A 23,613-nucleotide genomic window follows, 5' to 3' on the forward strand; every position below is an offset into this window, starting at 1 on the left:
GCACACCGGCGTCGGCCGCGATGGTGGAGCCGTACCGCTTCCACCGCTGGAGAGGACAGGCCGGGACCGTGTTTGTCGCCTGGAGAGATCTGAAGTTCGCCAAGGGGCGCTTTGCCCTGATGGGGGCCGTCATCGTGCTGATCACCCTGCTGGTCGGGCTGCTGTCCGGGTTGACGGCCGGACTGGGCCGGCAGAACGTCTCCGCCATCACCGGCCTGCCCGCCGACAAGATCGCCTTCCAGGCCCCCGGCGACGGCCGGGACGTGTCGTACTCCAACTCCACGGTCAGCGAGAAGCAGTGGCAGGTGTGGGCCGGGGCCCCCGGAGTCGCCGGTGCCGAACCGTTGGGCATCACCACCACCAGGGCCACCGCCGGGGACAGGAGCGCCGGGGTCTCCGCCTTCGGCGTCCGGCCCGGCTCCCGCCTCGCCCCCGGCAGCGACCGGATCGACGGCCGCTCGGCGGTGCTGTCCACCAGGGCCGCCGACGACCTCGGCGTGCGGGCCGGTGACTCCGTCACCCTGGCCGGGCAGCAACTGACCGTGGCGGCCGTACGGGGCGACGCCTCCTTCAGCCACACCCCTGTGGTGTGGACCAGCTTGGACGCGTGGCAGAGGATCGCGCCTCCCGCCGGCACCGGTGACGGTCGCCCGACGGCCACTGTCGTCGCCCTGACCACCACCTCGGGGGCCGATCTGGCGGCCACCGACCGGCAGGCGGGCACCAGGACGGTCTCCGTCGACGACTCGCTGTCCGCGATCGGCTCCTACACCTCCGAGAACGGCTCCCTGCAGCTGATGCGTGGCTTCCTGTTCGCCATCTCCGCCCTGGTCATCGGTGCCTTCTTCACCGTCTGGACCATCCAGCGCAGCGGCGACGTCGCCGTGCTCAAGGCACTGGGCGCCCCGACCGCCGGCCTCCTCAAGGACGCCCTCGGACAGGCCGTCGTCCTGCTCACCGGCGGCACCCTGCTCGGCACCGGCATCGCCGCCGCACTCGGCGCTCTCGTCGCCGGGTCCGCGGTGCCGTTCCTCCTCACTCCGGCAACCGTCGTCCTCCCCGCGGCCGTGATCGTCGTCCTCGGCGTACTCGGAGCGGCTCTGTCCATCCGCCGGATCACCTCCGTCGACCCGCTGACCGCCCTGGGGAGCGCCCGATGAGCCTGAACCTGACCGATGTCACCCTCACCTACCCCGACGGCGAGGGCCGCCTGACCGCCCTCGACCGCGTCACCCTGGACGTGCCCGAGGGCAGCCTGACCGCCGTGATCGGCCCCTCCGGCTCCGGCAAGTCCAGCCTCCTCGCGGTCGCCGCGACCCTCATCACCCCCGACTCCGGCACCGTCACCGTCGACGGCACGCCCACCACCGGAATGAGTCGGAGCGAACTCGCCGACCTGCGCCGCCACCGGATCGGCATCGTGTTCCAGCAGCCCAACCTGCTGCCCTCCCTCACCGCCGCCGAGCAGCTCCAGGTCATGGCCCACATCGACGGCCGCCGGCCGGCCGCAGCCCGTACCCGCGCCATGGAACTCCTCGACGCGGTCGGCCTCGCCGGCCAGGCCGGCCGCCGGCCGCACCAGCTCTCCGGCGGTCAGCGTCAGCGCGTCAACATCGCCCGCGCCCTGATGAGCGACCCCACCGTCCTGCTCGTCGACGAACCCACCAGCGCCCTCGACCACGAACGCGGCGCCGCCGTCATCGACCTGATCACCCGCCTCACCCACCAGCAGGCCACCGCCACCGTCCTGGTCACCCACGACCGCACCCACCTCACCGCCGTCGACCAGGTCGCCGAAGTCCACGACGGCCGCCTCCACCTCCCGACGCCGGCCCGCTGAAGGGGTACGACCACAAGAGCCGGCGGACGACGCGGGGCCGCAGCAGCTCCTGCGGATCAGAGCATGATCGGAAAGGCTCCGAGCTACCGGGGAATCTCACGTCGGACCTGCCGGGTCATGGGCCGAGCGGGGCGAGGGGAGTAGCTCAGGCGACCTCTGTGGCCGCCACTGTCCGGCCGCACCGCGGCGGTGGCGGCCGGACAGCTGCCGGGTCAGCTACCGGCCGGGGCGGGTGAGACGGGTACGGGCCGCCGGCGCCGGCGGGCGAGCAAGCCGAGGGCGATGTCGACGAGGAGGAAGCCGAGCAGGGTGACGCCGAACCAGGGCAGTGCCCAGCCGAGTGCCACGGTGACCGGTACGCCGAGCAGCAGCGCCCACCACGGAAGCCCTCGGACCCCACCTCGGGCGGGCGGTGCGCCGAGCGGTGCGCGGCGGTCGGCGCGGGTGGGGCGGCGTTGCCACCACATGCGGTAGCCCCAGACGACGACGCAGAGCAGGCCGAGAGCGAGTGCGGCGAGCAGGATCTGGTTGATCGGCCCGAACAGGATTCCCATGTGGGCTTGAATGCCGAGGCTGCTGAGCTGTGCGAGCAGTGGCCAGTCGGCGAAGTCGCTGCGGGCGGTGACCGCGCCGGTGGTGGGGTCGACGGCGATCCGGTCCCTCGCGACCGGCCAGGTGTTGTCGACCTGGGCGACGGTCCATGCCAGGCCGGACTCCGCGGCGGGGCTGATCTCCGTCGGTCCCGTGAGTCCGGCGCTGCGCGCGGAGGTCAGCACGGTGTCGTAGGACGCCGGATTGTCCGCCGTGCCGGGTGCTGCGTCACCGTGCTGGTGCCCACCGTCGCTCGCGGGCGGGGGCACGCCGTCGAGGGTGGTGGAGAGTTGCGGAGTGCCGGCGCGCAGGAGGTCCAGGCCGGCGCCGAAATTCGCGCCGGCGTACCGGGACCAGGTCAGGCCGGTGGCGGAGAGGAACAGCAGGCCGACCGCGAGCCAGACGCCGGTGGTGGCGTGCCAGCCCCGCGTGCGGCGGACTCCCTTGCGGGCGCTCAGGTCCGGTACGAGCAGGTGGGCCGTCCGGGCGCGGGTGGCGTTGCGGCGGCGCCACCACAGGATCACGCCGCCGAGAACGAGCAGCCACAGCCAACTGGCGGCGATTTCGGAATAGTGCCGGCCGATCTCACCGAGGTGCAGGTTGCGGTGCAGGTCGTCGAGCCAGGTGGTGGCCGGGGCGGAGCCGAACCAGGTGGTGAGCTGCCCGGTGACCTCGCCGGTGTACGGGTCGACGTAGACGGTGTGCTGCTTCTCGCCGAGTTCCTGCATCGAGAACACCACCCGGGTGGTCCGGTCGCCGGCACCGGGCGCCACGGAGGCGATGGTGCCGTCGGGGTGCGCGGCGCGGGCGGCGGTGACCTGGTGGGCGAGGGTCTTCGGCTGGTCGCCGACGGCGGCCACGGTCAACTGGTCGCCGTAGAGGACGTGATCCAGCTGCGGGGTGATGGTGTAGGCCAGGCCGGTCAGGGCGGCGACCAGCAGAAACGGGGCGACCAGGATGCCGGCGTAGAAGTGCAGCCGGGTCAGGAGCGCGGCGAAGGGCGTGGGCTCGCGGCTGGGACGAGCGGTCTGCGCAGCGGCGGGGGCATCCGGCGCGGGATCGCCGGACAGGTCGGTGACGGACATCGACTACTCCGATCGGAAATGGAGGTTTCTGGTTCGGGGTGGCTCGTGCCCGTCGAGCCCTGGGCTGCCCGGTTGCCGTCTCCCGGTCGAGTAGTCGGCCAGGTGCGCCAGGAAGTTCCCGGCTGCCCCCGTACCTCTTCGACGTCGCCTTCGACGGCGACTGCCGGCGGTCACGGCACGTGTCCGGCTCCTGGCGCATTGACATCGGAGCTGCGGCCACATAAGACTGTCGCGACAACTGAACCAACGCGTGTACGTGCGGGGGAAGACCGGTCGAAATCCGGCGCTGGCCCGCAACGGTAGGCCGCCCAGTGGACTCTGGGCGGCGAGCCCGAATACCCGTCGTACGCGTGCATCCGCTCCCCACCCGTCGTGGCCCACGGGTCGGAGTCCCGACCGACCCGGCGTTGCCGCGTCGGTCGGGCTTTCGACGACCGCCGGGCCGGAAAGGCGCTTCCGATGGTCGTCCGCCGAAGCCGGCACCGCCTGCTCGCGCTGCTCTGCGGCGTGCTCGCCGCCCTCACCCTCACCACACCTGCCCTCGCCGCACCCGAGCGCGCCGGAGCCACCCGCCCCGAGGCCGCCGCCGGCTGGCTCGCCCGGCAACTCGTCGACGGCGAACGCTTCGAGGCGGTCTTCGACGGTGTCGCCTACCCCGACCAGGGGCTGACCCTCGACGCCGTGTTCGCCTTCGCCGCCGCAGGCGCCGCCGACGACTACGGCGCGGACGCGGTGGCCTGGGTCACCCGTCCGGACGTCCGCGACGGCTACGTCGGCGACGGTGTCTCCGAGGCGTACGCGGGTGCGACAGCAAAGCTCGCGCTCGCCGTACAGGTGCGCGGCGGTGACCCGGCCGACGTCGGCGGGGTGGACCTGATCGCCCGGCTGCGCTCGCTCCAGACGCCGGCCGGCCGGTTCAGCGACCGGTCCGCGTACGGCGACTACAGCAACGCGTTCAGCCAGTCCTTCGCGCTGCTCACGCTGGCGCGGACGGCGGACGGCGCGCCACCGGCGGCGGCCGCCTGGCTGGCCGCCACCCGATGCCCGGACGGCGGCTACCCGCTGCTGCCCGCACAACCGGTCTGCGTGTCCGACGTGGACGCCACCGCGCTCGCGACGCAGGCGCTGCGCGCCGCGCAGCGCCCGGCCGACGCCGCCGCCGGGCTGCGCTGGCTGGTGTCCGTCCAGGGCGTCGACGGCGGCTTCACCGACGTCGCCGGTACGCCGAACGCCAACAGCACCGGCCTCGCCGCGCAGGCCCTGCACGACGGCGGCCGCACGCTGGCCTGGGCGCGCGCCCGGGCGTTCCTGGCCGGACTCCAGGTCGGCTGCGCCGGGGCGCAGGCGGACCGGGGCGCGGTCGACTTCGACGGCGGCGGTTTCGACCCGGCCACCGCACCCCGGGCCACCGCCCAGGCCGTCCTCGGTCTCGCCGGGACCGGGTACGCCCGCTTGTCCGCCGCCGGTGCCGAACCCGGCGCACCGGCGCTCGCCTGCCCGTGAACCCCCACGCCGCTCACCCGATCACAGGAGGACCCGTGTTCCGTCACCGTTCCACAGTCCGCGGCTGGCTGGCCGGCCTGCTGGCCGCCGTCGTGGCGGGCGTCGCGCTGACCGCCGCCGAACCCGCGCCCCGGGCGGCGCACGCCGCCGCCTGCGTCGGCACCTCGGGAGTCACAGTGGTCGTCGACTTCGCCGCGCTCGGTGGCGGCGTCCAGGTCGGATGTGCCCCGGGTGACCCGGCCACCGGCCTGGCCGCCCTGCAGACCGCCGGCTTCACCGTCACCGGCACCGCCCGCTGGGGCCTGGCCTTCGTCTGCCGGATCAACGGCAAGCCCACCGCCGCGACCGAGCCGTGTGTCAACACCCCGCCGGTCACGGCGTACTGGTCGTACTGGCACGCCCCCAGCGGCGGCTCCTGGTCCTACAGCACGTCGGGGGCGACCGGCTACAACCCCGCGCCGGGCAGTGTCGAGGGCTGGTCCTTCGGCGCCGGTGCCCCGCCGAGCATCGCCGCGCCCTGAACCGGCGGTCACCAGCGGTGTGACCACCGGCGCACCGGGTGCCGTCCGCTGCTCTGGCGTCGACGCGCGCAAGGGCGGTACGGTGTCGGCGCCCGGTGCGCCGGGCACACAACTGCATACGTCCCGTGCGGGGGGAAGCCGGTATGAAGCCGGCGCTGACCCGCAACCGTGAGCGAGAGGCCCTCTCGCGAGCCGGAATGCCCCGCCCGGGACGAGCGGCTTCCACTGTCGAGGTCTACAGGGTGAAGTCCGGGCCGCCGAGGTCCGACCCACCCCGCTCACCGCAGCACGCGGAGCGGGGTGTCCGTTTCTCGGGGCGCTTTCCGGAGCTTTCACCGACCGCTCTGCGAAAGGCACCCCTGATGCCCCTGTTCCGGCGTCTCACCACCGGTCTCGGTACAGCCACTGTGGCGACCCTCGCCACGATCACCGGCGCCCCGCTGACCGTGGTCGCGGCACCCGCCCCGGCCCACGTCACCGCCGCCCGCGACGCCGCGTCCTGGCTGGCCGGCGAGTTCACCGACGGCACGCTGCCCGGCCCGTTCGCCCCCGAGGACTGGGGGCTGACCATCGACGGCCTGGTCGCACTGTCCGCCACCGGCGTCGACGCGCCCACCCGGAAGGCGGCAACCGCGCAGGTCGCCGAGCACGTGCGCTCCTACAACAGCTACGACGACTGGGGCATCGAGGGGTTCACCGACGGCGGGGCCACCGCGAAACTGCTCTACGCCGCCTCCGCCGCCGGCGCGGACCCCACCGACTTCGGCGGCTACGACCTGCGGGCGGAAACCCTGTCGTTGATCGCCGGGGCCGACGCCGGGCACCAGCGTGGACGGATCACCAGCCGCACCACCGCCGACAGCGGCCCGGACGCCGGCAACACCTTCGACCAGTCCTTCGCCGTGCTCGGCCTGGCCCGCAGCGGCGACCTGCCGCAGGACACGGTGGACTTCCTGATCCGGCAGCAGTGCGCGGCCGGTGGCTTCCGGCTCTACCCGGACACCGCCGACGGGCCGTCCCCCTCCTGCGACGAGCAACCCGGCGCCACCCTCGACGTCGACTCGACCGCGATGGCCGTGCAGGCGCTGCTGGCCGCCGCCGAGGACGGCGCCAGCGGTGCGGGCGACGCCGCGCGCAAGGGCGCCGACTGGCTGGTGACCCAGCAGCACGCCGACGGCTCCTTCGGCGGCTCGGGACCGACCACCGGCGCGAACTCCAACAGCACCGGCCTGGCCGGGCAGGCACTCGCGGCCGCCGGCCGCGACGACGACGCCGCCCGGGCAGCGAAGGCCCTGGCCGCGCTGCAGCTCACCGCGAACGGCGGGGCCGCCTCCGCCGACGCCGGTGCGATCGCCTACAACACCGACGGACTCACGGCTGCCAAGGCGGGCGGGATCGGCGGGACCGACCGGGATCAGTGGAGGCGGGCCACCGCGCAGGCCCTGCTCGGGCTGGCCCAGGTTCCGCTGGGCCGGATCGGCCTCGACGCGCCGCCCACGTCGCCGCCCACCCCGACCGGCACGCCCTCGCCCACGACGACGGCCTCGCCCACCGCGTCCCCCACGCTCACCGCGTCGCCTCGACCGACCGGCACCGCCGGCCCGACGCCGGGCGTGACCAGTCCTCCGGGGACACCCGCGCCCACGACCGCGGCCCCGACCACCGCCGCTGCGCCGATCACGACGCCGGCCCCGCCGGGACCGGGCGGGCTGCCGACCACCGGCGCGGCGGTGGGCACCTACCTGCTGGTCGCGCTGCTGCTGGTCGGTGGTGGAGTGATCCTGCTCGTGCTCGGCCGGCGGCGGGCGGGATGAGCCTCCGTGCCGCCCGCGGCGGGCTGGTCGCCGCCCTGGTCATCACAGGCACGGTGATCGGGCCGGGCGGTCCCGCGGTGGCCGCCGGGTCGGCCGGCTACTGCCCGGACGCCTCCGGGGTCACCGTCGTGGTGGACTTCAACGAACTCGGCGGCGGGACCGTGGTGCGCTGCGCGCCGGGCACCCAGGCCACCGGACTGGCCGCGCTCAAGAACGCAGGCTTCCAGATCACCGGCACCCTGCGCTGGGGCGAGGGGTTCATCTGCCGGATCGAAGGCAAGCCGTCGGCCGCGACGGAGAAGTGTGTCGACACGCCGCCGGCCAGTGCCTACTGGTCGTACTGGCACGCGTCGAACGGCGGCAGCTGGACGTACAGCGACAAGGGTGTGCTCAACCGCAAGCCGGCGTCCGGCAGCTTCGAGGGCTGGTCGTTCTCCCTCAACCGCAACGCCAGCGACGCGCCCCGTCCCGGCGTCACGCCGAAACGACCCGCCTCTCCTCCTCCACCACCACCACCGCCGCCTGCACCGCCGTCGCCGACAGGCGGCGGGCCGGCGGGGCCACCACCGGCGGGCGGAACAGCCGTCCCGCCGCCGGTCGGCGGGGGGCGACCGGGTGCGCCCCCCCGGGCGGCCGGCCCCGTCTGCCCCGCCGCTCCCCCCCGCACCGCCCCCGCCGGCGGGGCGCCGGGCGCCCCGGCTCCGGCCGCCACGCCGGGTGCTGCCACCGGCACGGCACCGGAGGGCCCCTCCGACGAGCCCGTGGTGACCGATGTCGCCGCGTCCCGCGACGACGACGGTCTGCCGCTGGGCACCATCGCCGGGGTGCTGCTGCTCGTGGTGCTGGCCACCGGCGCGCTGGTCGCGGCCCGGCGGCGGCGTGCCGCCGACCCGGATGACTGACGCCACGGTCACGCGGTCCCGGACGGCTGACGCCGGCCGGAGGTCGGCATGGCGGCTACCCCGGGGGTTGCATCCGGGCGCGTGGTGGCTGTGGGCGCTCGGCCTGGCCGCCGCGGCCAGCCACACCACGAACCCGCTGCCCCTCGCCCTGCTCGTCGCGGTCGCCGGGCTGGTGGTGGTGCGCCGTCGCGGCGACGCCCCGTGGGCGCTGGCGTTCCGCATGTACGTCTGGCTCGGCGTGGTGATCGTCGCGATGCGGGTGGTGTTCCGGATCGTGTTCGGCGGCGGCCAGGGCGAGCACATCCTCGTCCGGTTGCCGGAGATCCCGCTGCCCGCGTGGGCGGCGGGCATCCGCCTGTTCGGGCCGGTCGCCGTCGAGCAGATCCTCGGCGGCTTCTACGACGGGCTGCGGCTGGCGACGATGCTGATCTGCCTCGGCGCGGCGAACGCACTGGCCAACCCGAAGCGGCTGCTCAAGGCCGTACCCGGCGCCCTGTACGCGGTCGGCACCGCCGTCGTGGTCGCGTTGTCGGTCGCCCCGCAGCTGGTGGAGAGCGTGCTCCGGGTCCGCCGGGCCCGGCGGCTGCGCGGCGCGACCGGGCGGGGGATGCGGGCGTTGCGCGGGATCGCCCTGCCGGTGCTGGCTGACGCGCTGGACCGGTCCCTGGCGCTCGCGGCGGCGATGGACTCCCGTGGTTACGGCCGCACCGGCGCGGTGCCCGCCGGGCAGCGGACCGTCACCGGAGGGCTCGTCCTCGGCGGGCTGGTCGGCGTCTGCGCCGGCACCTACGGGCTGCTCGACAGCGCCGGCCCCGGCTATCTGGGGCTGCCGATGCTTCTGGCCGGACTGGCGGCCGCCGTGACCGGCATGCTGCTGGCCGGGCGCCGGGTCCGCCGCAGCCGTTACCGACCGGACCGCTGGCGCCCGGCCGAGCTGCTCGTGGCCGGCTGCGGGGTGGCCGCCGCGGCACTGACCATGCTCGCCGGGACGGTGGACCCGCAGCTGCTCTACCCTCCGGTCAGCCCGCTCACCTGGCCCCAGCTGACCCCGCTGATGCTTCTCGCCGTCGGTGTCGCCGCGGCGCCGGCCTGGCTGGCACCACCACCGCCCGTGGTGCGGGTCCACCGCCCGCCGGCGATGGACCGGCCGGTCCCCGTGCCGGAGATGCCGGCGGACGGAGAACGCGCCGCGACGACACCGTCACCGGGAGGGCGCCCATGATCACTTTCGACCGGGTCACCGTCCAGTACGCCGAGGGCGGCCCGCCGCCGCTGCGGGACGTGACGCTGCACATCGACGAGGGCGAACTCTGCCTGGTCGCCGGCCGGACCGGCGCCGGAAAGTCGACGCTGCTGCGGGCGATCAACGGCCTCGTCCCGCACTTCACCGGCGGCACCCTGCACGGCACCGTCACCGTCGACGGCCGGGACACCCGCACGCACCCGCCGCGCGACCTCGCCGACGTCGTCGGCGTGGTCGGCCAGGACCCGCTGGCCGGATTCGTCACCGACACCGTCGAGGAGGAACTGGCGTACGGGATGGAGCAGCTCGCCCTGTCGCCGTCGGTGATGCGCAAGCGGGTGGAGGAGACCCTGGACCTGCTCGGCATCGCCGAGCTGCGGGACCGGCCTCTGCGGACGCTGTCCGGCGGACAGCAGCAGCGCGTCGCCATCGGCGCGGTGCTCACCGCGCACCCCCGGGTGCTGGTGCTCGACGAACCCACCTCCGCGCTGGACCCCACTGCGGCGGAGGACGTGCTCGCCACAGTCACCCGACTGGTGCACGACCTCGGCGTGACCGTGGTCCTGGCCGAGCACCGGCTGGAGCGCGTGCTCCAGTACGCCGACCGGCTGCTGTACCTGCCCGGCGACGGCCACGTGCACGACGGCACGCCTGCGACGGCGCTGACCCACGTCGACATCGCGCCGCCCCTCATCGAGCTGGGTCGCCTCGCCGGCTGGACACCGCTGCCACTGTCGGTCCGCGACGCCCGCCGGCGGGCGTCCGGCCTGCGGCAGCGGCTCGCCGGCGCGGAACCGCCGCCGGCCCCGGCGGCCGCGGACACCCGTCCCACGCTGACCGCACGGAAGATCGTCGTACGGTATCCGGGGACCGTCGCGGTGGCCGGTGTCGACCTCGATCTGCGAGCCGGCGAGATCGTCGCGTTGATGGGCCGCAACGGATCCGGCAAGTCCAGCCTGCTCTGGGCGGTACAGGGCAGCGGCCCCCGCCACGGCGGCACCGTCGCCGTCACCGGGCCGGAGGGCACCGCCGACCCCGAGGCGCTGCGGGCCGGGCAGGCCCGCCGGTATGTCGGCCTCGTCCCGCAGAACTCCGGCGACCTGCTCTACCTGGAAACCGTCGACGCGGAGTGCGCCCAGGCCGACCGGGAGACCGGCGCGGCGGCCGGCACCTGCCGGGAACTGCTGGACCGGATCACCCCCGGCCTGCCCGGCGACCGGCACCCCCGGGACCTGTCCGAGGGACAGCGGCTCGCGCTCGCGCTCGCCGTGCAACTCACCGCCGCTCCGCCGGTGATCCTGCTCGACGAGCCGACCCGCGGCCTGGACTACCACGCCAAGCGGCAGTTCACCGCCATCGTCCGGATGCTGGCCGACGACAGCCGCGCCGTGGTGGTCGCCACCCACGACGTCGAACTCGTCGCGACCCTCGCCGACCGGGTGGTCGTGATGGCCGAGGGGGAGACGGTCTCCGACGGCACCACCGCCGAGGTCATGCTCGCCTCCCCGGCGTTCGCGCCGCAGGTGGCCAAGGTCCTCGCCCCCGCGCCCTGGCTGACGGTGGAACAGGTAGCCGCCGCGATCGGCGCGACCGGGGGACCGGCGTGAGCGTGCTGCGGGTCGCCCCGCGGACCGCAGTGGTGCTGACCCTCGCCTCGGCCGCCGCGCTGGCCACCTTCACCTGGCCCTTCTTCGTCCCCGCACACCCGGAGAGCACCGCCCGAACCGCCGAGGCGCCGCTGGTCTTCCTCGTCATGCTGCCGGTACTCGTGGCGCTCACCCTCGCCGAACTCACCTCCGGCGGCATCGACAGCAAAGCCCTCGCGATGCTCGGCGTACTCGCTGCCGTCAATGCCGCCCTGCGGCCCCTGGGGGCGGGAACCGCGGGCATCGAGACCGTGTTCTTCCTGCTCGTCCTCGCCGGCCGGGTCTTCGGACCCGGGTTCGGGTTCCTGCTCGGCTCCACGTCGCTGTTCGCGTCCGCCCTGCTCACCGCGGGCGTCGGACCGTGGCTACCGTTCCAGATGCTCTGCGCCTCCTGGATCGGCCTCGGCGCCGGCCTGCTCCCGGCCCGGCTGCGCGGCCGGGCCGAGACCGCCGTCCTGGCCGGCTACGGCGCGCTCGCCGCCTACGGCTACGGCCTGCTGATGAACCTGTGGTTCTGGCCGTTCAGCGTCGGCGCGGACACCCAGCTGTCGTACGTCGCCGGCGCGCCCGTGCTGGAGAACCTGCACCGCCTTGCCCTGTTCACCGCCGTCACCTCCACCTTCGGCTGGGACACCGGCCGGGCGATCACCACCGCCGTGGCGATCGTCCTCGCCGGTCCGGCCGTCCTCGCCGCGTTGCGCCGCGCCGCCCGGCGGGCCGCGTTCGGTGCGCCGGTCACCTTCGCCGGGACGCCCGAGCCGCCGACGCCCCGGGCGGACGGTGACGACATGACCGTGCCCGGCGTCCCGCGGTGAACCTCGCCGCCGGACGCCGACCGGTCGTCAGGGCGTGACCTCTGGTCGCCCCAGTACCGCCTCACCGATGACCGGGGCAGTCCGGATGCCTTCTCCCAGGCCCGCGGTCGTGGCGAAACCACCACCCATCGGGCAGAAGGAGAGCCCTCGATCGGCGCTCACCAGGGCCATGGCCTGAAGCGCAGCGCCTACCTCCTTCAACGCGGTCGCACAGACGATGGAGTCGTAGGAACGGGCGGGGCGGGCGTAGTCGGGGGACGAACAGCACCATCGCCTGGATCGACGTGTGAGGGATTCCCGTCAGTCGATGGGCGAGACCCGGCCAGCCGGCCAGCGCCGGCGCAGGCCCCGACGCCGGCGCCAGTTCGTGACTCACGGCGTCGTATTCGTACGCTCCATGGTCCAGGTCGTGGACCGAGGCCGCGATGACGACGGCGGACAGCCCCGACAGCGCGCCGCCGGTCGGCACCGCGCGGCCGCCGTGGGTCAACGCGAGGCCGTCGGCGTCTGCCTCGCCGCCTGAAGGGCGGTGCGGGCCGGATCGTGACGCGCGGCGGCGAACGCCTGGTGCGACAGGATGAAACCGAGCTGGCGGAACGCCTTGGACGCCAGTTCCGGGTCAGTGCCGGCACGAACCTGATCGAGGAGGTCCGTCGCGCGCCCGTAGGAGTGAGCGGCACCGGCGACGTCACCGGATGCCAGCTGGACGTATCCCATGTTGTGCCACGACTGGGCGGCAGCCATCAGATCGCCGGCCCCGAGGCGTACCTGGATGGCTTCGCCGAAGTCGTCCAGGGGCGGATCGTCGTCGAAGTGGTGAAACCGCCATACGCCGACGGAGTGGCAACATTCGGCGAGGGCCGAGAGTGCACCCGAATCACGGAGAAGCGGTCTCGCTGTCTCCGCCAGCTTGATTGCCTCGGCCCCTCTTCCCTGTTTCTCCACCGCCCGCGCAGTGTTGAGCAGTGCTCGCCCATCCCCTGCGAATCCGCGGATGCGGCGCATTCCGAAGCGGCCCGGGAAAACCGTTCTTCTGCCTCGGCATAGCGTACGGGATCGTCCAGACCTGGCTGAGCTGGCGCGAACAAGAGCGGTCACCTCGACGTCATCGACTGACTGTCATCAGATTGACGTCGATCGCATCTTTCGGGTGGGTTGTGCACGAGGGTGTGCGACTGCGGGCAGGTCGGCCGGCCCGTCGTCGGGCCCGGCGTGGCCCCGACGGTGGTGGGCTACACTGGCGCGGAAAGGCGTCGAAAGGGACGAGTACCACTGCACGCAGCCAGCAGAGACCCGGGGACGGTGGAAGCCCGGGGGTGTGCGCAGCGGGAAGATCACCCCGGAGCCGTCGGAAGAAAGGCGTCACGCCGAGTAGACCCGACCACAACTCAACGAGGGGGCCACGCCTGTGGCCAAGGAGGGTGGTACCGCGGGGTTCAGGCCTCGTCCCTCCACCGAAGTCCGGTGACCGCTTCGTTGGAGGATCCATGTACCGCGCTGTTCCCGCGCAGGCGAACTTTCCAGATATCGATCACGATATCCTCGGCTTCTGGCGTGATCGCAAGGTTTTCGCCCTCAGCCTGGAAAAATCGCAGGGGCGGCCGGAATGGGTCTTCTACGAGGGGCCTCCTACGGCGAACGGCATGCCAGGGGCGCACCACATCGAAGCCAGAGTCTTCAAGGACGTTTTTCCCCGGTACAAGACCATGAAGGGCTTCCATGTCGCGCGAAAGGCCGGCTGGGACTGCCACGGGCTTCCGGTGGAACTAGCCGTCGAGCGTGAGCTGGGCTTCTCCGGCAAGCGCGACATCGAGGCCTTCGGTATTGCCGAGTTCAACGCCCGGTGCCGCGAGTCGGTGACCCGGCACACCGACGAGTTCGCCCGGCTGACCGAACGCATGGGCTATTGGGTCGACATGGACGACGCCTACCGGACGATGGACCCGGAATACATCGAGTCGGTGTGGTGGTCGCTGAAGCAGATCTTCGACAAAGGGCTGCTCGTCGAGGACTTCCGCGTGGCGCCCTGGTGCCCGCGCTGCGGGACGGGTCTGTCCGACCACGAGCTCGCCCAGGGGTACGAGACGGTCACCGACCCGTCGGTGTTCGTGCGGTTCCCGCTGACCTCGGGTCCTCTGGCCGGCCAGGCATCCCTGCTCGTGTGGACGACGACTCCGTGGACGCTGGTGTCCAACGTCGCGGTCGCGGTCAATCCCGACGTCACCTACGTCGTGGCGACCGACGGGCAGGAGCAGGTCGTCGTCGCAGAGGCGCTGACGGACACCGCCCTCGGTGAGGGGTGGACCGTCGTCGGCGACTCCTTCAGGGGCAAGGACATGGAGCGCTGGACCTACCGGCGACCGTTCGAACTGGTTCAGGTCGAGGACGCGAACTTCGTCATCCTCGGGACGTACGTGACCACCGAGGACGGTACCGGCCTGGTGCACCAGGCGCCGGCATTCGGCGCGGACGACCTCGCCGCGTGCCGTGCGTACGGTCTTCCGATGGTCAACCCCGTCCGCCCGGACGGCACGTTCCAGCCCGACCTGGCGCTCGTCGGCGGCGCGTTCTTCAAGAGTGCCGACGCGGTCCTGGTGGCGGATCTCGCCGAGCGGGGACTGCTCTTCCGCGACGAGCCGTACGAGCACAGCTACCCGCACTGCTGGCGCTGTCACACGGCCCTGTTGTACTACGCGCAGCCGTCCTGGTACATCCGCACCACGGCGGTCCGCGAGGCGCTCCTGCGGGAGAACGAGGCGACGACCTGGCAGCCGCAGAACATCAAGTACGGCCGGTACGGGGACTGGCTGAACAACAACGTCGACTGGGCGTTGTCCCGTAGCCGGTACTGGGGCACGCCGTTGCCGATCTGGCGCTGTGCGGACAACCACCTCACCTGCGTCGGTTCGTTGACCGAGCTGAGTGAGCTGGCCGGGACGGACCTGTCCGAGCTGGACCCGCACCGGCCCTATATCGATGACGTCACGTTCGACTGCCGATGCGGCGCCACCGCGCGCCGGGTACCCGAAGTCATCGACGCGTGGTACGACTCGGGCTCGATGCCTTTCGCCCAATACGGGTATCCGCACAAGAACGCCGACCTCTTCGAGAAGCGGTATCCGGCGAACTTCATCTCGGAGGCGATCGACCAGACCCGGGGATGGTTCTACACCCTGATGGCGGTCGGCACCCTGGTCTTCGACAAGTCGGCCTACGAGACGGTCGTCTGCCTGGGCCACATCCTCGCCGAGGACGGCCGCAAGATGTCGAAGCACCTGGGCAACATCCTTGAGCCCATCCCGCTGATGGACGAGCACGGCGCCGACGCGGTGCGCTGGTTCATGGCCGCTGTCGGCTCGCCCTGGTCGGCCCGGCGCGTCGGACACAACACGCTTCAGGAGGTCGTCCGCAAGACCCTCCTGACCTACTGGAACACGGTGTCCTTCGGGGCGCTGTACGGTCGTGCCGCCGGTTGGTCGCCGTCGACGGCGCATCCCGCGCCGCTCAGCCGCCCACTGCTGGACCGATGGCTGCTGTCGGAGCTCAACAGCCTGGTACGCGACGTGGACGCCGCGATGGAGCGCTTCGACACCCACGAGGCCGGCCGGCTGCTCTCCACGTTCATCGACGATCTGTCCAACTGGTACGTGCGCCGCAGTCGCCGTCGTTTCTGGCACGGCGACCCGGCCGCCCTGGCCACGCTCCACGAGACGTTGTCCACCCTGACGCTCCTCCTCGCGCCGATCACACCGTTCGTGACCGAGCGGGTGTGGCAGGACCTGGTGGTTCCGGTCACGCCCGATGCCGCGGAGTCCGTGCACCTCGCCGCGTACCCCACCGCTGACGTCTCCCTGATCGACCCGGAACTGTCGGCGCAGATGCTCCTCGTGCGTCGGCTCGTCGAACTCGGCCGCTCCGCCCGCGCCGACTCCGGCATCCGGACGCGCCAGCCGCTGTCTCGCGCGGTCGTGTCCGCGGCGGGTTTCGCCGACCTGCCGGCCGAACTCCTCGCCGAGATCGCGTCGGAGCTCAATGTCGTCTCGGTGGCGCCCATCACGGGTACCAGCGGTTCACTCGTGGACACGACTGTGAAGGCGAACTTCCGCCCGCTGGGCAAGAGGTTCGGCAGGGCGGTCCAGGGCGTCGCCGCGGCGATTCTGGCGGCCGAGCCGACCTCCTTGGCCAACGCCCTCCGTACGAACGGCGAGGCAACCGTCGACGTCAACGGTGAGGCGGTGGTGGTCACGGCGGACGAGGTCGTCATCACCGAGACTCCACGCGCCGGATGGACGGTCGCCGCCGACGCCGGTGCGACGGTGGCGCTGGATCTGGACATCACGCCGGAACTCCGTCTCGCCGGGATCGCACGGGACGTGATCCGCCAGATCCAGGAGGCCCGCAAGGCCACCGGCCTGGAGGTCGCCGACCGCATCGAACTCCGCTACGAGGCGACCGCTGACACCCTGCCGGCGTTGACGGAGCATCAGAAGCTGGTGGCGGACGAGGTACTCGCGACGGACTTCGCCGTCGGGCGGCCGACGTGGGCAGACGCGACGGCCTTCACCGACGAGACGCTCGGCCTGACGTTCTGGCTGCGCAAGGCATGAGGCGAGCCCGGGGCCACGAGCACTCCGGCCGCTCTGCCGGCCGCACCGCCGTGGCCCCGGCCCTCGCGTCGTCCGGCGGCGGGCCGGGCGGCGGGTCAGCGAACCTTGTGGCCGTCGGCGGCCAGGGCACTGAAGCGGTGTGGAACACCAGTGCGTCGGTGCGGTCGCCGTGGCCGACGCCCAGCAACGAGCCGACCCCGGTGTACGCGCAACCAACCGCATCCGCCGGTCGCGCCTAGGTGCTCGACGGGTTGCCGTGCCGCTCCGCGAGGCCCGACGCGGCCTGCCGCTGCGCGTCGTGCCGGTGCCGGTCGGCGCCGGCCCGGCGGACCGCGGCCGAATCCTCGTCCGGAGGGTGCCTCGCCCGGTCCCGCCGGGCGACGAAGACGACGAGCGCGAGCACCACCGCCGCGGCCACCGCGAGTGACACCACCATCGTTCTCATGCCGTCGACGCTACGGCGTACGCGCCAGCCTCGGCGTGGTGACGGTCAGGGGGCTGCTCCGTCCGCCGCCGGATGGCAAGCTCACGTGTCGTGATCGATGACTTCGCGAAGAGCGGTGGGGACGCGGTACGGAATCCGGACCTCGTGGAGGTCCGCCGGTGAGGGCGGTCATCGTCGCGGCCGCCGTCGCCTTCGTCGTCTCCCTGTTCGGCACGCCGGTGGCGGTTCGCGTCTTCAGCGCGCTGAAGGCCGGTCAGCCGATCCGGTCCATCGGGCTCGCCAGCAACGAGCACAAGGTGGGCACGCCCACGATGGGCGGCGTCGTCTTCATCGTGGCGACGGTCCTCGCGTACGTCGCGGGGCACCTCGCGCTGACCACCCTGCCCGAACGGCAGATCGCGCAGGAGGGGCCCACCATGACGGCCCTGGTGCTGCTCGGGTTGTTCGTCTTCTGCGGCGCGGTCGGCTTCTTCGACGACTTCCTCAAGGTGCGCCGGCGCAACTCCGACGGGCTGTCGGCCAAGGGCAAGCTGCTCGGCCAGGCGCTGGTCGGCGGCGGATTCGGCGTGGCCGCGCTGTACGTGCCCAGCACCAACGGCCAGACCGTGGCCAGCGAGCACATCTCGCTCATCCGCGACATCAGCTGGCTGGACGTCGGCAAGGTCGGCGCGGTCCTGGTCTTCATCTTCGTGATCACGGCGATGTCGAACGGGGTGAACCTCACCGACGGCCTCGACGGCCTCGCCACCGGCGCGTCGATCCTGGTGCTCGGCGCGTACTCGCTGATCGGCTTCTGGCAGTACCGGCACTGGTGCGCCGACGACGGGTACGCGCGCGTGAACGAGTACTGCTACCAGGTCCGCGATCCCCTGGAGATCGCCATGATCGCGGCAGCGGCGGCCGGCGCCTGTGTGGGCTTCCTGTGGTGGAACACCTCTCCGGCGCGGATCTTCATGGGTGACGTGGGCGCGCTCGGGCTGGGCGGCCTGATCGGCGGGCTCGCGGTGGTGACCCGTACGACGCTGCTCTCGATCCTGATCGGCGGGCTCTTCGTCGTCATCACCACGACCTGGGTGATCCAGATCGTCTCGTACCGGACCACTGGGCGACGCGTCTTCCGGATGGTGCCGCTGCACCACCACTTCGAGCTGGCCGGATGGAGCGAGTCCACCATCGTGGTCCGGTTCTGGATCGTGGCCGGCGTCTGCGTCGCGGCCGGCCTGGGCCTGTTCTACTCGGACTTCCTGGCGACCGTGGGATAGCGGCGGAGCGACAGGAGACGCGGGCTCAGGCGGTCCGCTGCCCGGTGCCGTGGTCGCGGAGGTGGTCCAGCTCGGCGAGGTACATCGCCTGCAGGCGGTCGTGGTGCCGGACCAGCAGCCCGACCTCCTCGGCGCTGTAGCCCTCGACGAGCCGTTCCGCCCGTTCGGCGAAACGCTCGTACGGCCGCTCCAGGTCGGCGATCCGCTCCGGCCTCATGGTGACGACGACCCGCCGCCGGTCTGCCGGGTCGCGTTCGGCCGTCACGTAGCCGGCCTGCTGGAGCCGGCGGAGCATGCTGGTGACCGCTCCGGTGGTGAGGTTGGTGCGCTCGGCGATCTGCCCCGCGGTGGCGGATCCGACGTCCGCCAGGTAGTCCAGGCATTCCAGGTCGCTCACGGCGAGGCCGAGGCGTTCCGCGACCGCGTACCGGAACACGGTGGACAGCCGCGAGGTCTCCCGCCCGGCGCGCATGAGGTCGGCGATCGCGGAGGCGCGGGCCGGATCGTGGGACATGCGGACAATCATGCCTCCGGCACTGTGACCCGGTGCAGCCGAGGCAGCACGCGGGTCAGCACCCAGTGCGGTGCCGCAGCGCCGCCGGTGAGACGGTGCATCAACCTGGCGGCGTCGTCGACGGCGCGGAAGGCGTACGGCACCATCTCGTCCTGGTATCCGGCGATCGCCTCTTCCACGGGTGTGCCGTTCCTCCGGGCCTCGACCAGCCTGTGGCCGAGCAGGGCGGCGTCGCGCAGCGCGGTGTTGCCGCCGTGGGCGCCGAACGGCGGCATGACGTGTACGGCGTCGCCCATCATCGTCGCCCGGGGCAGCGCCCACCGGTGCGGTCGCCGGCCGGTGGAGAAGAGGTTGAGCACCGTGGCGTCCAGCTCGGCGGTGTCGACGAGCCGCCGGACGAGCGGGTGGAAGCCGATGCTCATCCGGGCCGCCACGTGCCACAGCGCCCGCAGGTCCCCGCGGACGCGGTCGGGCAACTCGTCCCGGCGGAGCAGCAGCGCCCACATGACGTAGTCGTCGCCGGTGGGGGCGTAGCTGCCCGGAGCCAGGCGCGTGAACGCCTCCCGTGGGCTCTCGCCGAACCGCATGGAGGTGAAGAAGAAGGCGCTGCCCGGCCGGTCGGCGATGGCCAGGACCCCGCTGGTGCGCAGCGCGTCCGGGATGACGCTCGTGCCGTCGCGCCACAGCGGTGACCGGCCGTAGATGCCCGCCATCGGGGTGTCCGCCGGTTCGGCGTCCGGCATGAGCTGCGCGCGTAGCGCCGAACCGACGCCGTCGGCGCCCACCACGACGGTCGCCGCGGCGGCGCTGCCGTCGGAGAACCGCAGCCGCAGCCCGGCCGGGCCGCCGCTGTCCACCGCGACGGCGGCCTTGCCGTGGTGGATGCGGCCGTCCAGCCCGGACTGGAGGATCGACCGCAGGGTCAGCCGGTCCACCTGACGGGTCTCGTGCGGATCGTCCTTGAAGGTGATCGTGAAGGCGTCGCGCAGCCGTCGGTCGGTGAAGCGCAGGTGTCCGCCGGGCTCGTCGCCGGTGGCCAGCGCCAGGCGGTACAGCGGGCGGGGCAGGCTCTCGCGCAACGCTGCCAGCCCGTACCGGTCGAGGATGATCCGGTAGCCCTGCCGCCGGACGAAGGGGCCGGGATCCCGCTCGTAGACGTGCACGTCGACGCCGGCACGCGTCAGGTACTGGGCGAGGCAGAGGCCGGAGAGGCCGGCACCGGCGATCGCCACGGAGAAGTCGGTCGATGCGCTCATCCAATTACCTTAATCATTAAGATGATTTGGGCAAGGGTCGCTGTGAACAGTCACCTTGGACGGATACTCAAGTTGGTTGTATATTCGGCGGCATGGGATCGACTTCGCGTCCCGCGCTACGGGAACCGTCGTACTTCGTCCTCGCCGCCCTGCTCGGCGGGCCGCTCCACGGTTACGCCGTGATCAAGCGGGTGACCGAGCTGTCCGACGGGCGGGTGACCCTCGCCGCCGGATCGCTGTACTCGGTGATCGACCGGCTGCTCGGCGAGGGCCTCGTCACCGCCGACGGTGAGGAGATCGTCAACGGGCGTGCCCGTCGCTACTACCGGCTCACCGACGAGGGCTGTCGCGTACTCACCGAAGAGGCCGACCGGCTCGCCCAGGCCGCGCGGGTGGTCATGGACCGCCTGCCACGCCGGGTCACATCGCAGGCAAGTGCCCGTCCACCTTCCACCGTGAGGATCAGACCAGCATGAGTTCCGATGTCCTGGAGAAGCGTTACCGCATGCTGCTGCGGGCCTACCCGGCCGGCTACCGCCGCGAACGCGCCGACGAACTGCTCGACACGTTGATCGGCGACGAACCCACCACCCGTCGCTGGCCCAGCGTCCGGGAGGCGGCCTCGCTCGTCCGGGGCGGCCTGAGGGTGTACGGCGGCAGCACCGCGGCCCGGCCCACCGCCGTGCTGTTCTGGCAGGGCATCCACCTCGGCGCCCTGGCGGCGCTGGCGCTGGGTGTGCTCATCGGCCTCGACGACATCATCGAGGCGTTCCAGTACGGCGGACTTTCGGACCCCCTGACCGTCCTGCGGAATCAGGGCGTCCACGAGGTCGTTCTGACTGCCGCGCTGGTGGCGCTCGTCGCGGGCCGTACCCGTACCGCCGCCCTCCTCGCGGTGGCCGCGGCGGTGGTGCCGACCGTGATCTCCCCGTACCTGTTCCTCAACGGCCTGCCGCAGTGGTGGGCGCCGGTCGTCGCCGCGCCCCTGATCGTGCTGGGCCTGCGACGTCCGGCGGACGTGCCGCCGGCGCCCCGGGCCAACGCCGTCCTGGTCACCGCCGGCGTCCTCGCCCTGCACCTGATCCCCGCGGGCGGCCTCCGCATGGTCGACGCGGGCCCGCGGATCGCCGCCGCCGCCGCGGTGATCGCCGGGGTGGCCGCCTTCCTGTGGGTGGCGACGGCCGACCAGCGGCTGCTGATCGCAGTCGTCCCCACCCTCCTGCTGGGCACGCTGCACCAGCTGGACAACGCCGGGCTGACGGGGGAACTGCTGCGCCGCCCGGACGCCCTGCCGTCGCTGGTCGTCGCGGTCCTCATGGCTGTCGTCGCGATCGTGTCGACGCGGCAGCGGCAGCGCACCCGCGCCTGACGGCGGGCGGGCGGTCCGGTCACGGCCGGACCGCCGTCAACTCGGTTGCCCGCCGCTGCCTGGCCTGGCAGCCTGGCCGCCCCGGTATGACGAGAGGCGGCCATGACGCGGACCTTCCTGCGAACGGATGACCTGCACGGGCTGGTGTCTGATCAGTTCGGCTCCGACCGGCGGCTCGCCGCCCTGGACCGACTGACCGGCGGCACCAAGAAGGGCGTCTACCGGCTTCGGCTCGACGACCGGACAACCGTGATGCTGTACGTGTGGTCCGCGGGCGAGAACTACTGGCCGCCGTCACCGACCGTCCCGGACGACCCGTTCACGGATGCTTCGGGCGCCGATCTCTTCGCCGCCGGCCACGCGGCGCTCACCGCAGCGGGTGTGCGTGTCCCGCGTCTGATGATGATGGACCGGGACGGCCGTCACCTCGACGCTGACATCGCGCTTGTCGAGGACGCCGGCGCGCTCCGGCTCGAGGCGTTGCTGGAAGACGATCCGGCCACCGCCGCCACGCCGCTGTCCGCGCTCGGTGACGCCCTGCGTCGCATGCACACGACGTACGGCCCGCACCACGGCAAGCTCACGGCCGCCGCCCGAGGTGAGGCACCCCCGACGCGGCGCACGGAGGACGTGATCGTCGACCGCGCGCTCGGCCACCTCGACGCGGCAGCGGCCCGCGACGTCCGGCTGGCCGATGCCCATCACCGGATCACCGCCCACGTGCACCACCTCAGGAGCGCGGTCACCCCGCGCGAGGAGTACGGGCTGGTGCACGGTGAACTCGGCCCGGACCACGTCCTCGTCACCCCGGCTGGTGAGGCCGTCATGATCGATTTCGAAGGGCTGACCTACTTCGACGTCGAATGGGACCACGCCTGGCTGCAGATGCGCTTCGGCGACGCCTACTCGGCGCTGCGTCCGGTCGATCTCGACCCCCACCGGCTGGAGCTCTACCGATACGCGCAGACGTTGTCGCTGATCGAAGGGCCGTTGCGGATCGCGGACACCGACTTTCCGGATCGGAAGTGGATGCTGGACCTGGCCGAGTGGCACATCACCAGGGCGCTCGGTAGAGCCCGGTGACCTCGAGGCGGTCGCCGGCCAACCGGTCCGACGCCGCGACGTCGGAGGACCGCTTGACACGTCGAAGACGCCGTCGAGTGGCGCGTGGCCCCTCGACGCGGGCGAGATCCGCGCCGTCGTTCACCGTAGATAAGTTAACAGTGATCCCCGCGGGCCGGTATCGGGCAGATGACCGGCTGTGCGGGTCAGCGGGGATGGCTAGGTTCGCCCAGTGCCCAACATGACTACTGCGGCGTCCGCAGGCACCTGGACGCTCGGCGACCTGACTGTCAACCGGATCGGATTCGGCGCGATGCGGCTGACCCGCAACGGGCGTGCGGCGAGCGACCGTGAACGCGTCATCGGCGTGCTGCGCCGGGCGGTCGAGCTCGGGGTCAACCACATCGACACGGCGGCGTTCTACTTCTCGCCACTGCGGTCGGCCAACGAGCTGATCAACACGGCGCTCGCGCCGTACGCCGACGACCTGGTCATCACCACGAAGGTCGGGCCGGGCCGCGACCCCTCCGGAGAGTGGCTGCCGCTGGCCCGGCCCGACCAGCTGCGCGGACAGGTCGAGGAGAACCTGCGCCAGCTGGGCCGCGACCACCTGGACGTCGTCAACCTGCGCCAGCACGGGCTGGAGTCGGTCGCGGAGCACTTCGGCGCGCTGGCCGACCTGCGGGACGCCGGCCTCATCCGGCATCTGGGCCTGTCGAACATCCGCCCGCAGCACCTCGCGCAGGCACAGGCGATCGCCCCGGTGGTCTGCGTGCAGAACCCGTACGGCGTCGACACCCGGCGAGCGCACGACCAGCTCGTGCGCACCTGCGGGGAGCAGGGAATCGCCTTCGTGCCGTTCTTCGCGATCGCCGGCGACGGACGTGAGGCCGGTGGCGTGGCCACCAACGAGGCGGTGGCGGCCGTCGCCCGGGCCCACGGGGCGACGCCGGCGCAGGTGCGGATCGCGTGGACCCTCAGCCGCGGGCCGCACATGCTGGCCATCCCCGGCACGGGCAACCCCGACCATCTGGTCGAGAACCTGGCCGCCGGGGCGCTGCGCCTGTCCCCCGAGGAACTGGCCGCCCTCGACTAGCCGCCCTGCCACGGGTCCTCGATGCTCGACGGAAGGTCGCAC

20 protein-coding genes and 2 riboswitches are annotated in these 23,613 nt (G+C 72.6%); of the genes, 15 read left to right on the forward strand and 5 right to left on the reverse strand.

Going from position 1 to position 23,613, the window contains the following annotated elements; all coding sequences use genetic code 11:
- The first annotated feature begins 119 nt into the window (after positions 1-119).
- Entirely contained in the window at positions 120-1,160 is a 1,041-nt protein-coding gene (locus V6U82_RS16690; RefSeq protein ID WP_334462214.1) for an ABC transporter permease, read from the forward strand.
- Entirely contained in the window at positions 1,157-1,840 is a 684-nt protein-coding gene (locus V6U82_RS16695; protein WP_128136146.1) for an ABC transporter ATP-binding protein, read from the forward strand. Before V6U82_RS16690 ends, V6U82_RS16695 begins: the two co-directional genes overlap by 4 nt.
- Positions 1,841-2,052: 212 nt before the next feature.
- Here V6U82_RS16695 and V6U82_RS16700 read toward each other — a convergent pair whose 3' ends face one another.
- Positions 2,053-3,516: a PepSY-associated TM helix domain-containing protein gene (locus V6U82_RS16700; RefSeq protein ID WP_334462217.1), complete on the reverse strand. Its 1,464-nt coding sequence runs from the start codon at positions 3,514-3,516 to the stop codon at positions 2,053-2,055.
- Between the two features lie 238 nt (positions 3,517-3,754).
- Positions 3,755-3,877, forward strand: a riboswitch (cobalamin riboswitch).
- Positions 3,878-3,975: 98 nt separating this feature from the next.
- Here V6U82_RS16700 and V6U82_RS16705 point away from each other — a divergent pair.
- The 7 genes from V6U82_RS16705 to V6U82_RS16735 all read left to right on the forward strand — a co-directional run bounded on the left by V6U82_RS16705 (position 3,976) and on the right by V6U82_RS16735 (position 11,960).
- Positions 3,976-5,019, forward strand: a complete 1,044-nt coding sequence (locus V6U82_RS16705) for a peptidase (RefSeq protein ID WP_334462219.1) — start codon at positions 3,976-3,978, stop codon at positions 5,017-5,019.
- A 35-nt stretch (positions 5,020-5,054) separates the two neighbouring features.
- The gene (locus V6U82_RS16710; RefSeq protein WP_128138955.1) at positions 5,055-5,540 is read left to right on the forward strand and encodes a hypothetical protein; all 486 of its coding nucleotides are present in this window, start codon (positions 5,055-5,057) and stop codon (positions 5,538-5,540) included.
- 84 nt (positions 5,541-5,624) lie between these two features.
- A riboswitch (cobalamin riboswitch) is annotated at positions 5,625-5,743 on the forward strand.
- Between the two features lie 159 nt (positions 5,744-5,902).
- On the forward strand, positions 5,903-7,354 hold the full coding sequence (locus V6U82_RS16715) for a prenyltransferase/squalene oxidase repeat-containing protein (RefSeq protein ID WP_334462222.1): 1,452 nt from the start codon (positions 5,903-5,905) through the stop codon (positions 7,352-7,354).
- Positions 7,351-8,256: a hypothetical protein gene (locus V6U82_RS16720; protein ID WP_334462224.1), complete on the forward strand. Its 906-nt coding sequence runs from the start codon at positions 7,351-7,353 to the stop codon at positions 8,254-8,256. The genes V6U82_RS16715 and V6U82_RS16720 overlap by 4 nt, the downstream gene beginning before the upstream one ends.
- On the forward strand, positions 8,249-9,478 hold the full coding sequence (locus V6U82_RS16725) for an energy-coupling factor transporter transmembrane protein EcfT (protein WP_334462226.1): 1,230 nt from the start codon (positions 8,249-8,251) through the stop codon (positions 9,476-9,478). Before V6U82_RS16720 ends, V6U82_RS16725 begins: the two co-directional genes overlap by 8 nt.
- Complete coding sequence (locus V6U82_RS16730; RefSeq protein WP_334462229.1) at positions 9,475-11,106, forward strand: ABC transporter ATP-binding protein; 1,632 nt, start codon at positions 9,475-9,477, stop codon at positions 11,104-11,106. Before V6U82_RS16725 ends, V6U82_RS16730 begins: the two co-directional genes overlap by 4 nt.
- On the forward strand, positions 11,103-11,960 hold the full coding sequence (locus V6U82_RS16735) for an ECF transporter S component (protein WP_334462232.1): 858 nt from the start codon (positions 11,103-11,105) through the stop codon (positions 11,958-11,960). The genes V6U82_RS16730 and V6U82_RS16735 overlap by 4 nt, the downstream gene beginning before the upstream one ends.
- Before the next feature lie 486 nt (positions 11,961-12,446).
- Here the strand turns inward: V6U82_RS16735 and V6U82_RS16740 are convergent, their stop codons facing one another.
- On the reverse strand, positions 12,447-12,905 hold the full coding sequence (locus tag V6U82_RS16740) for a hypothetical protein (protein WP_128136929.1): 459 nt from the start codon (positions 12,903-12,905) through the stop codon (positions 12,447-12,449).
- A 542-nt stretch (positions 12,906-13,447) separates the two neighbouring features.
- Between V6U82_RS16740 and ileS the strand changes: the two genes are divergently transcribed.
- Positions 13,448-16,567 (forward strand): isoleucine--tRNA ligase, encoded by a 3,120-nt coding sequence (gene ileS, locus V6U82_RS16745; protein WP_334462444.1) that lies wholly within the window; start codon positions 13,448-13,450, stop codon positions 16,565-16,567.
- Between the two features lie 235 nt (positions 16,568-16,802).
- On the opposite strand, the gene V6U82_RS16750 is transcribed toward ileS, so the two are convergent.
- Positions 16,803-17,012 carry a hypothetical protein gene (locus V6U82_RS16750; protein WP_128136930.1) on the reverse strand — a complete coding sequence of 70 codons (210 nt, stop codon included), beginning with the start codon at positions 17,010-17,012 and terminating at the stop codon, positions 16,803-16,805.
- A gap of 158 nt (positions 17,013-17,170) precedes the next feature.
- On the opposite strand from V6U82_RS16750, the gene mraY reads away from it, so the two are divergent.
- On the forward strand, positions 17,171-18,274 hold the full coding sequence (mraY, locus tag V6U82_RS16755) for a phospho-N-acetylmuramoyl-pentapeptide-transferase (protein ID WP_128136931.1): 1,104 nt from the start codon (positions 17,171-17,173) through the stop codon (positions 18,272-18,274).
- Positions 18,275-18,299: 25 nt separating this feature from the next.
- On the opposite strand, the gene V6U82_RS16760 is transcribed toward mraY, so the two are convergent.
- Both V6U82_RS16760 and V6U82_RS16765 read right to left on the reverse strand, forming a co-directional pair.
- On the reverse strand, positions 18,300-18,788 hold the full coding sequence (locus V6U82_RS16760; RefSeq protein WP_258544767.1) for a MarR family transcriptional regulator: 489 nt from the start codon (positions 18,786-18,788) through the stop codon (positions 18,300-18,302).
- 8 nt (positions 18,789-18,796) lie between these two features.
- Positions 18,797-20,044, reverse strand: a complete 1,248-nt coding sequence (locus tag V6U82_RS16765) for an FAD-dependent oxidoreductase (protein ID WP_334462236.1) — start codon at positions 20,042-20,044, stop codon at positions 18,797-18,799.
- Between the two features lie 92 nt (positions 20,045-20,136).
- Between V6U82_RS16765 and V6U82_RS16770 the strand changes: the two genes are divergently transcribed.
- The 4 genes from V6U82_RS16770 to V6U82_RS16785 all read left to right on the forward strand — a co-directional run bounded on the left by V6U82_RS16770 (position 20,137) and on the right by V6U82_RS16785 (position 23,571).
- Entirely contained in the window at positions 20,137-20,520 is a 384-nt protein-coding gene (locus tag V6U82_RS16770) for a PadR family transcriptional regulator (protein WP_128136934.1), read from the forward strand.
- Entirely contained in the window at positions 20,517-21,413 is an 897-nt protein-coding gene (locus V6U82_RS16775) for a hypothetical protein (RefSeq protein WP_128136935.1), read from the forward strand. Before V6U82_RS16770 ends, V6U82_RS16775 begins: the two co-directional genes overlap by 4 nt.
- Positions 21,414-21,515: 102 nt before the next feature.
- Positions 21,516-22,496 carry a phosphotransferase family protein gene (locus V6U82_RS16780; RefSeq protein WP_334462239.1) on the forward strand — a complete coding sequence of 327 codons (981 nt, stop codon included), beginning with the start codon at positions 21,516-21,518 and terminating at the stop codon, positions 22,494-22,496.
- Between the two features lie 220 nt (positions 22,497-22,716).
- Positions 22,717-23,571 carry an aldo/keto reductase gene (locus tag V6U82_RS16785; protein ID WP_334462241.1) on the forward strand — a complete coding sequence of 285 codons (855 nt, stop codon included), beginning with the start codon at positions 22,717-22,719 and terminating at the stop codon, positions 23,569-23,571.
- The last annotated feature ends 42 nt before the right edge of the window (positions 23,572-23,613 follow it).

The sequence above is a fragment of the Micromonospora sp. CPCC 205554 genome, from assembly GCF_036902745.1.
Taxonomy (GTDB): Bacteria; Actinomycetota; Actinomycetes; order Mycobacteriales; family Micromonosporaceae; genus Micromonospora; species Micromonospora tulbaghiae.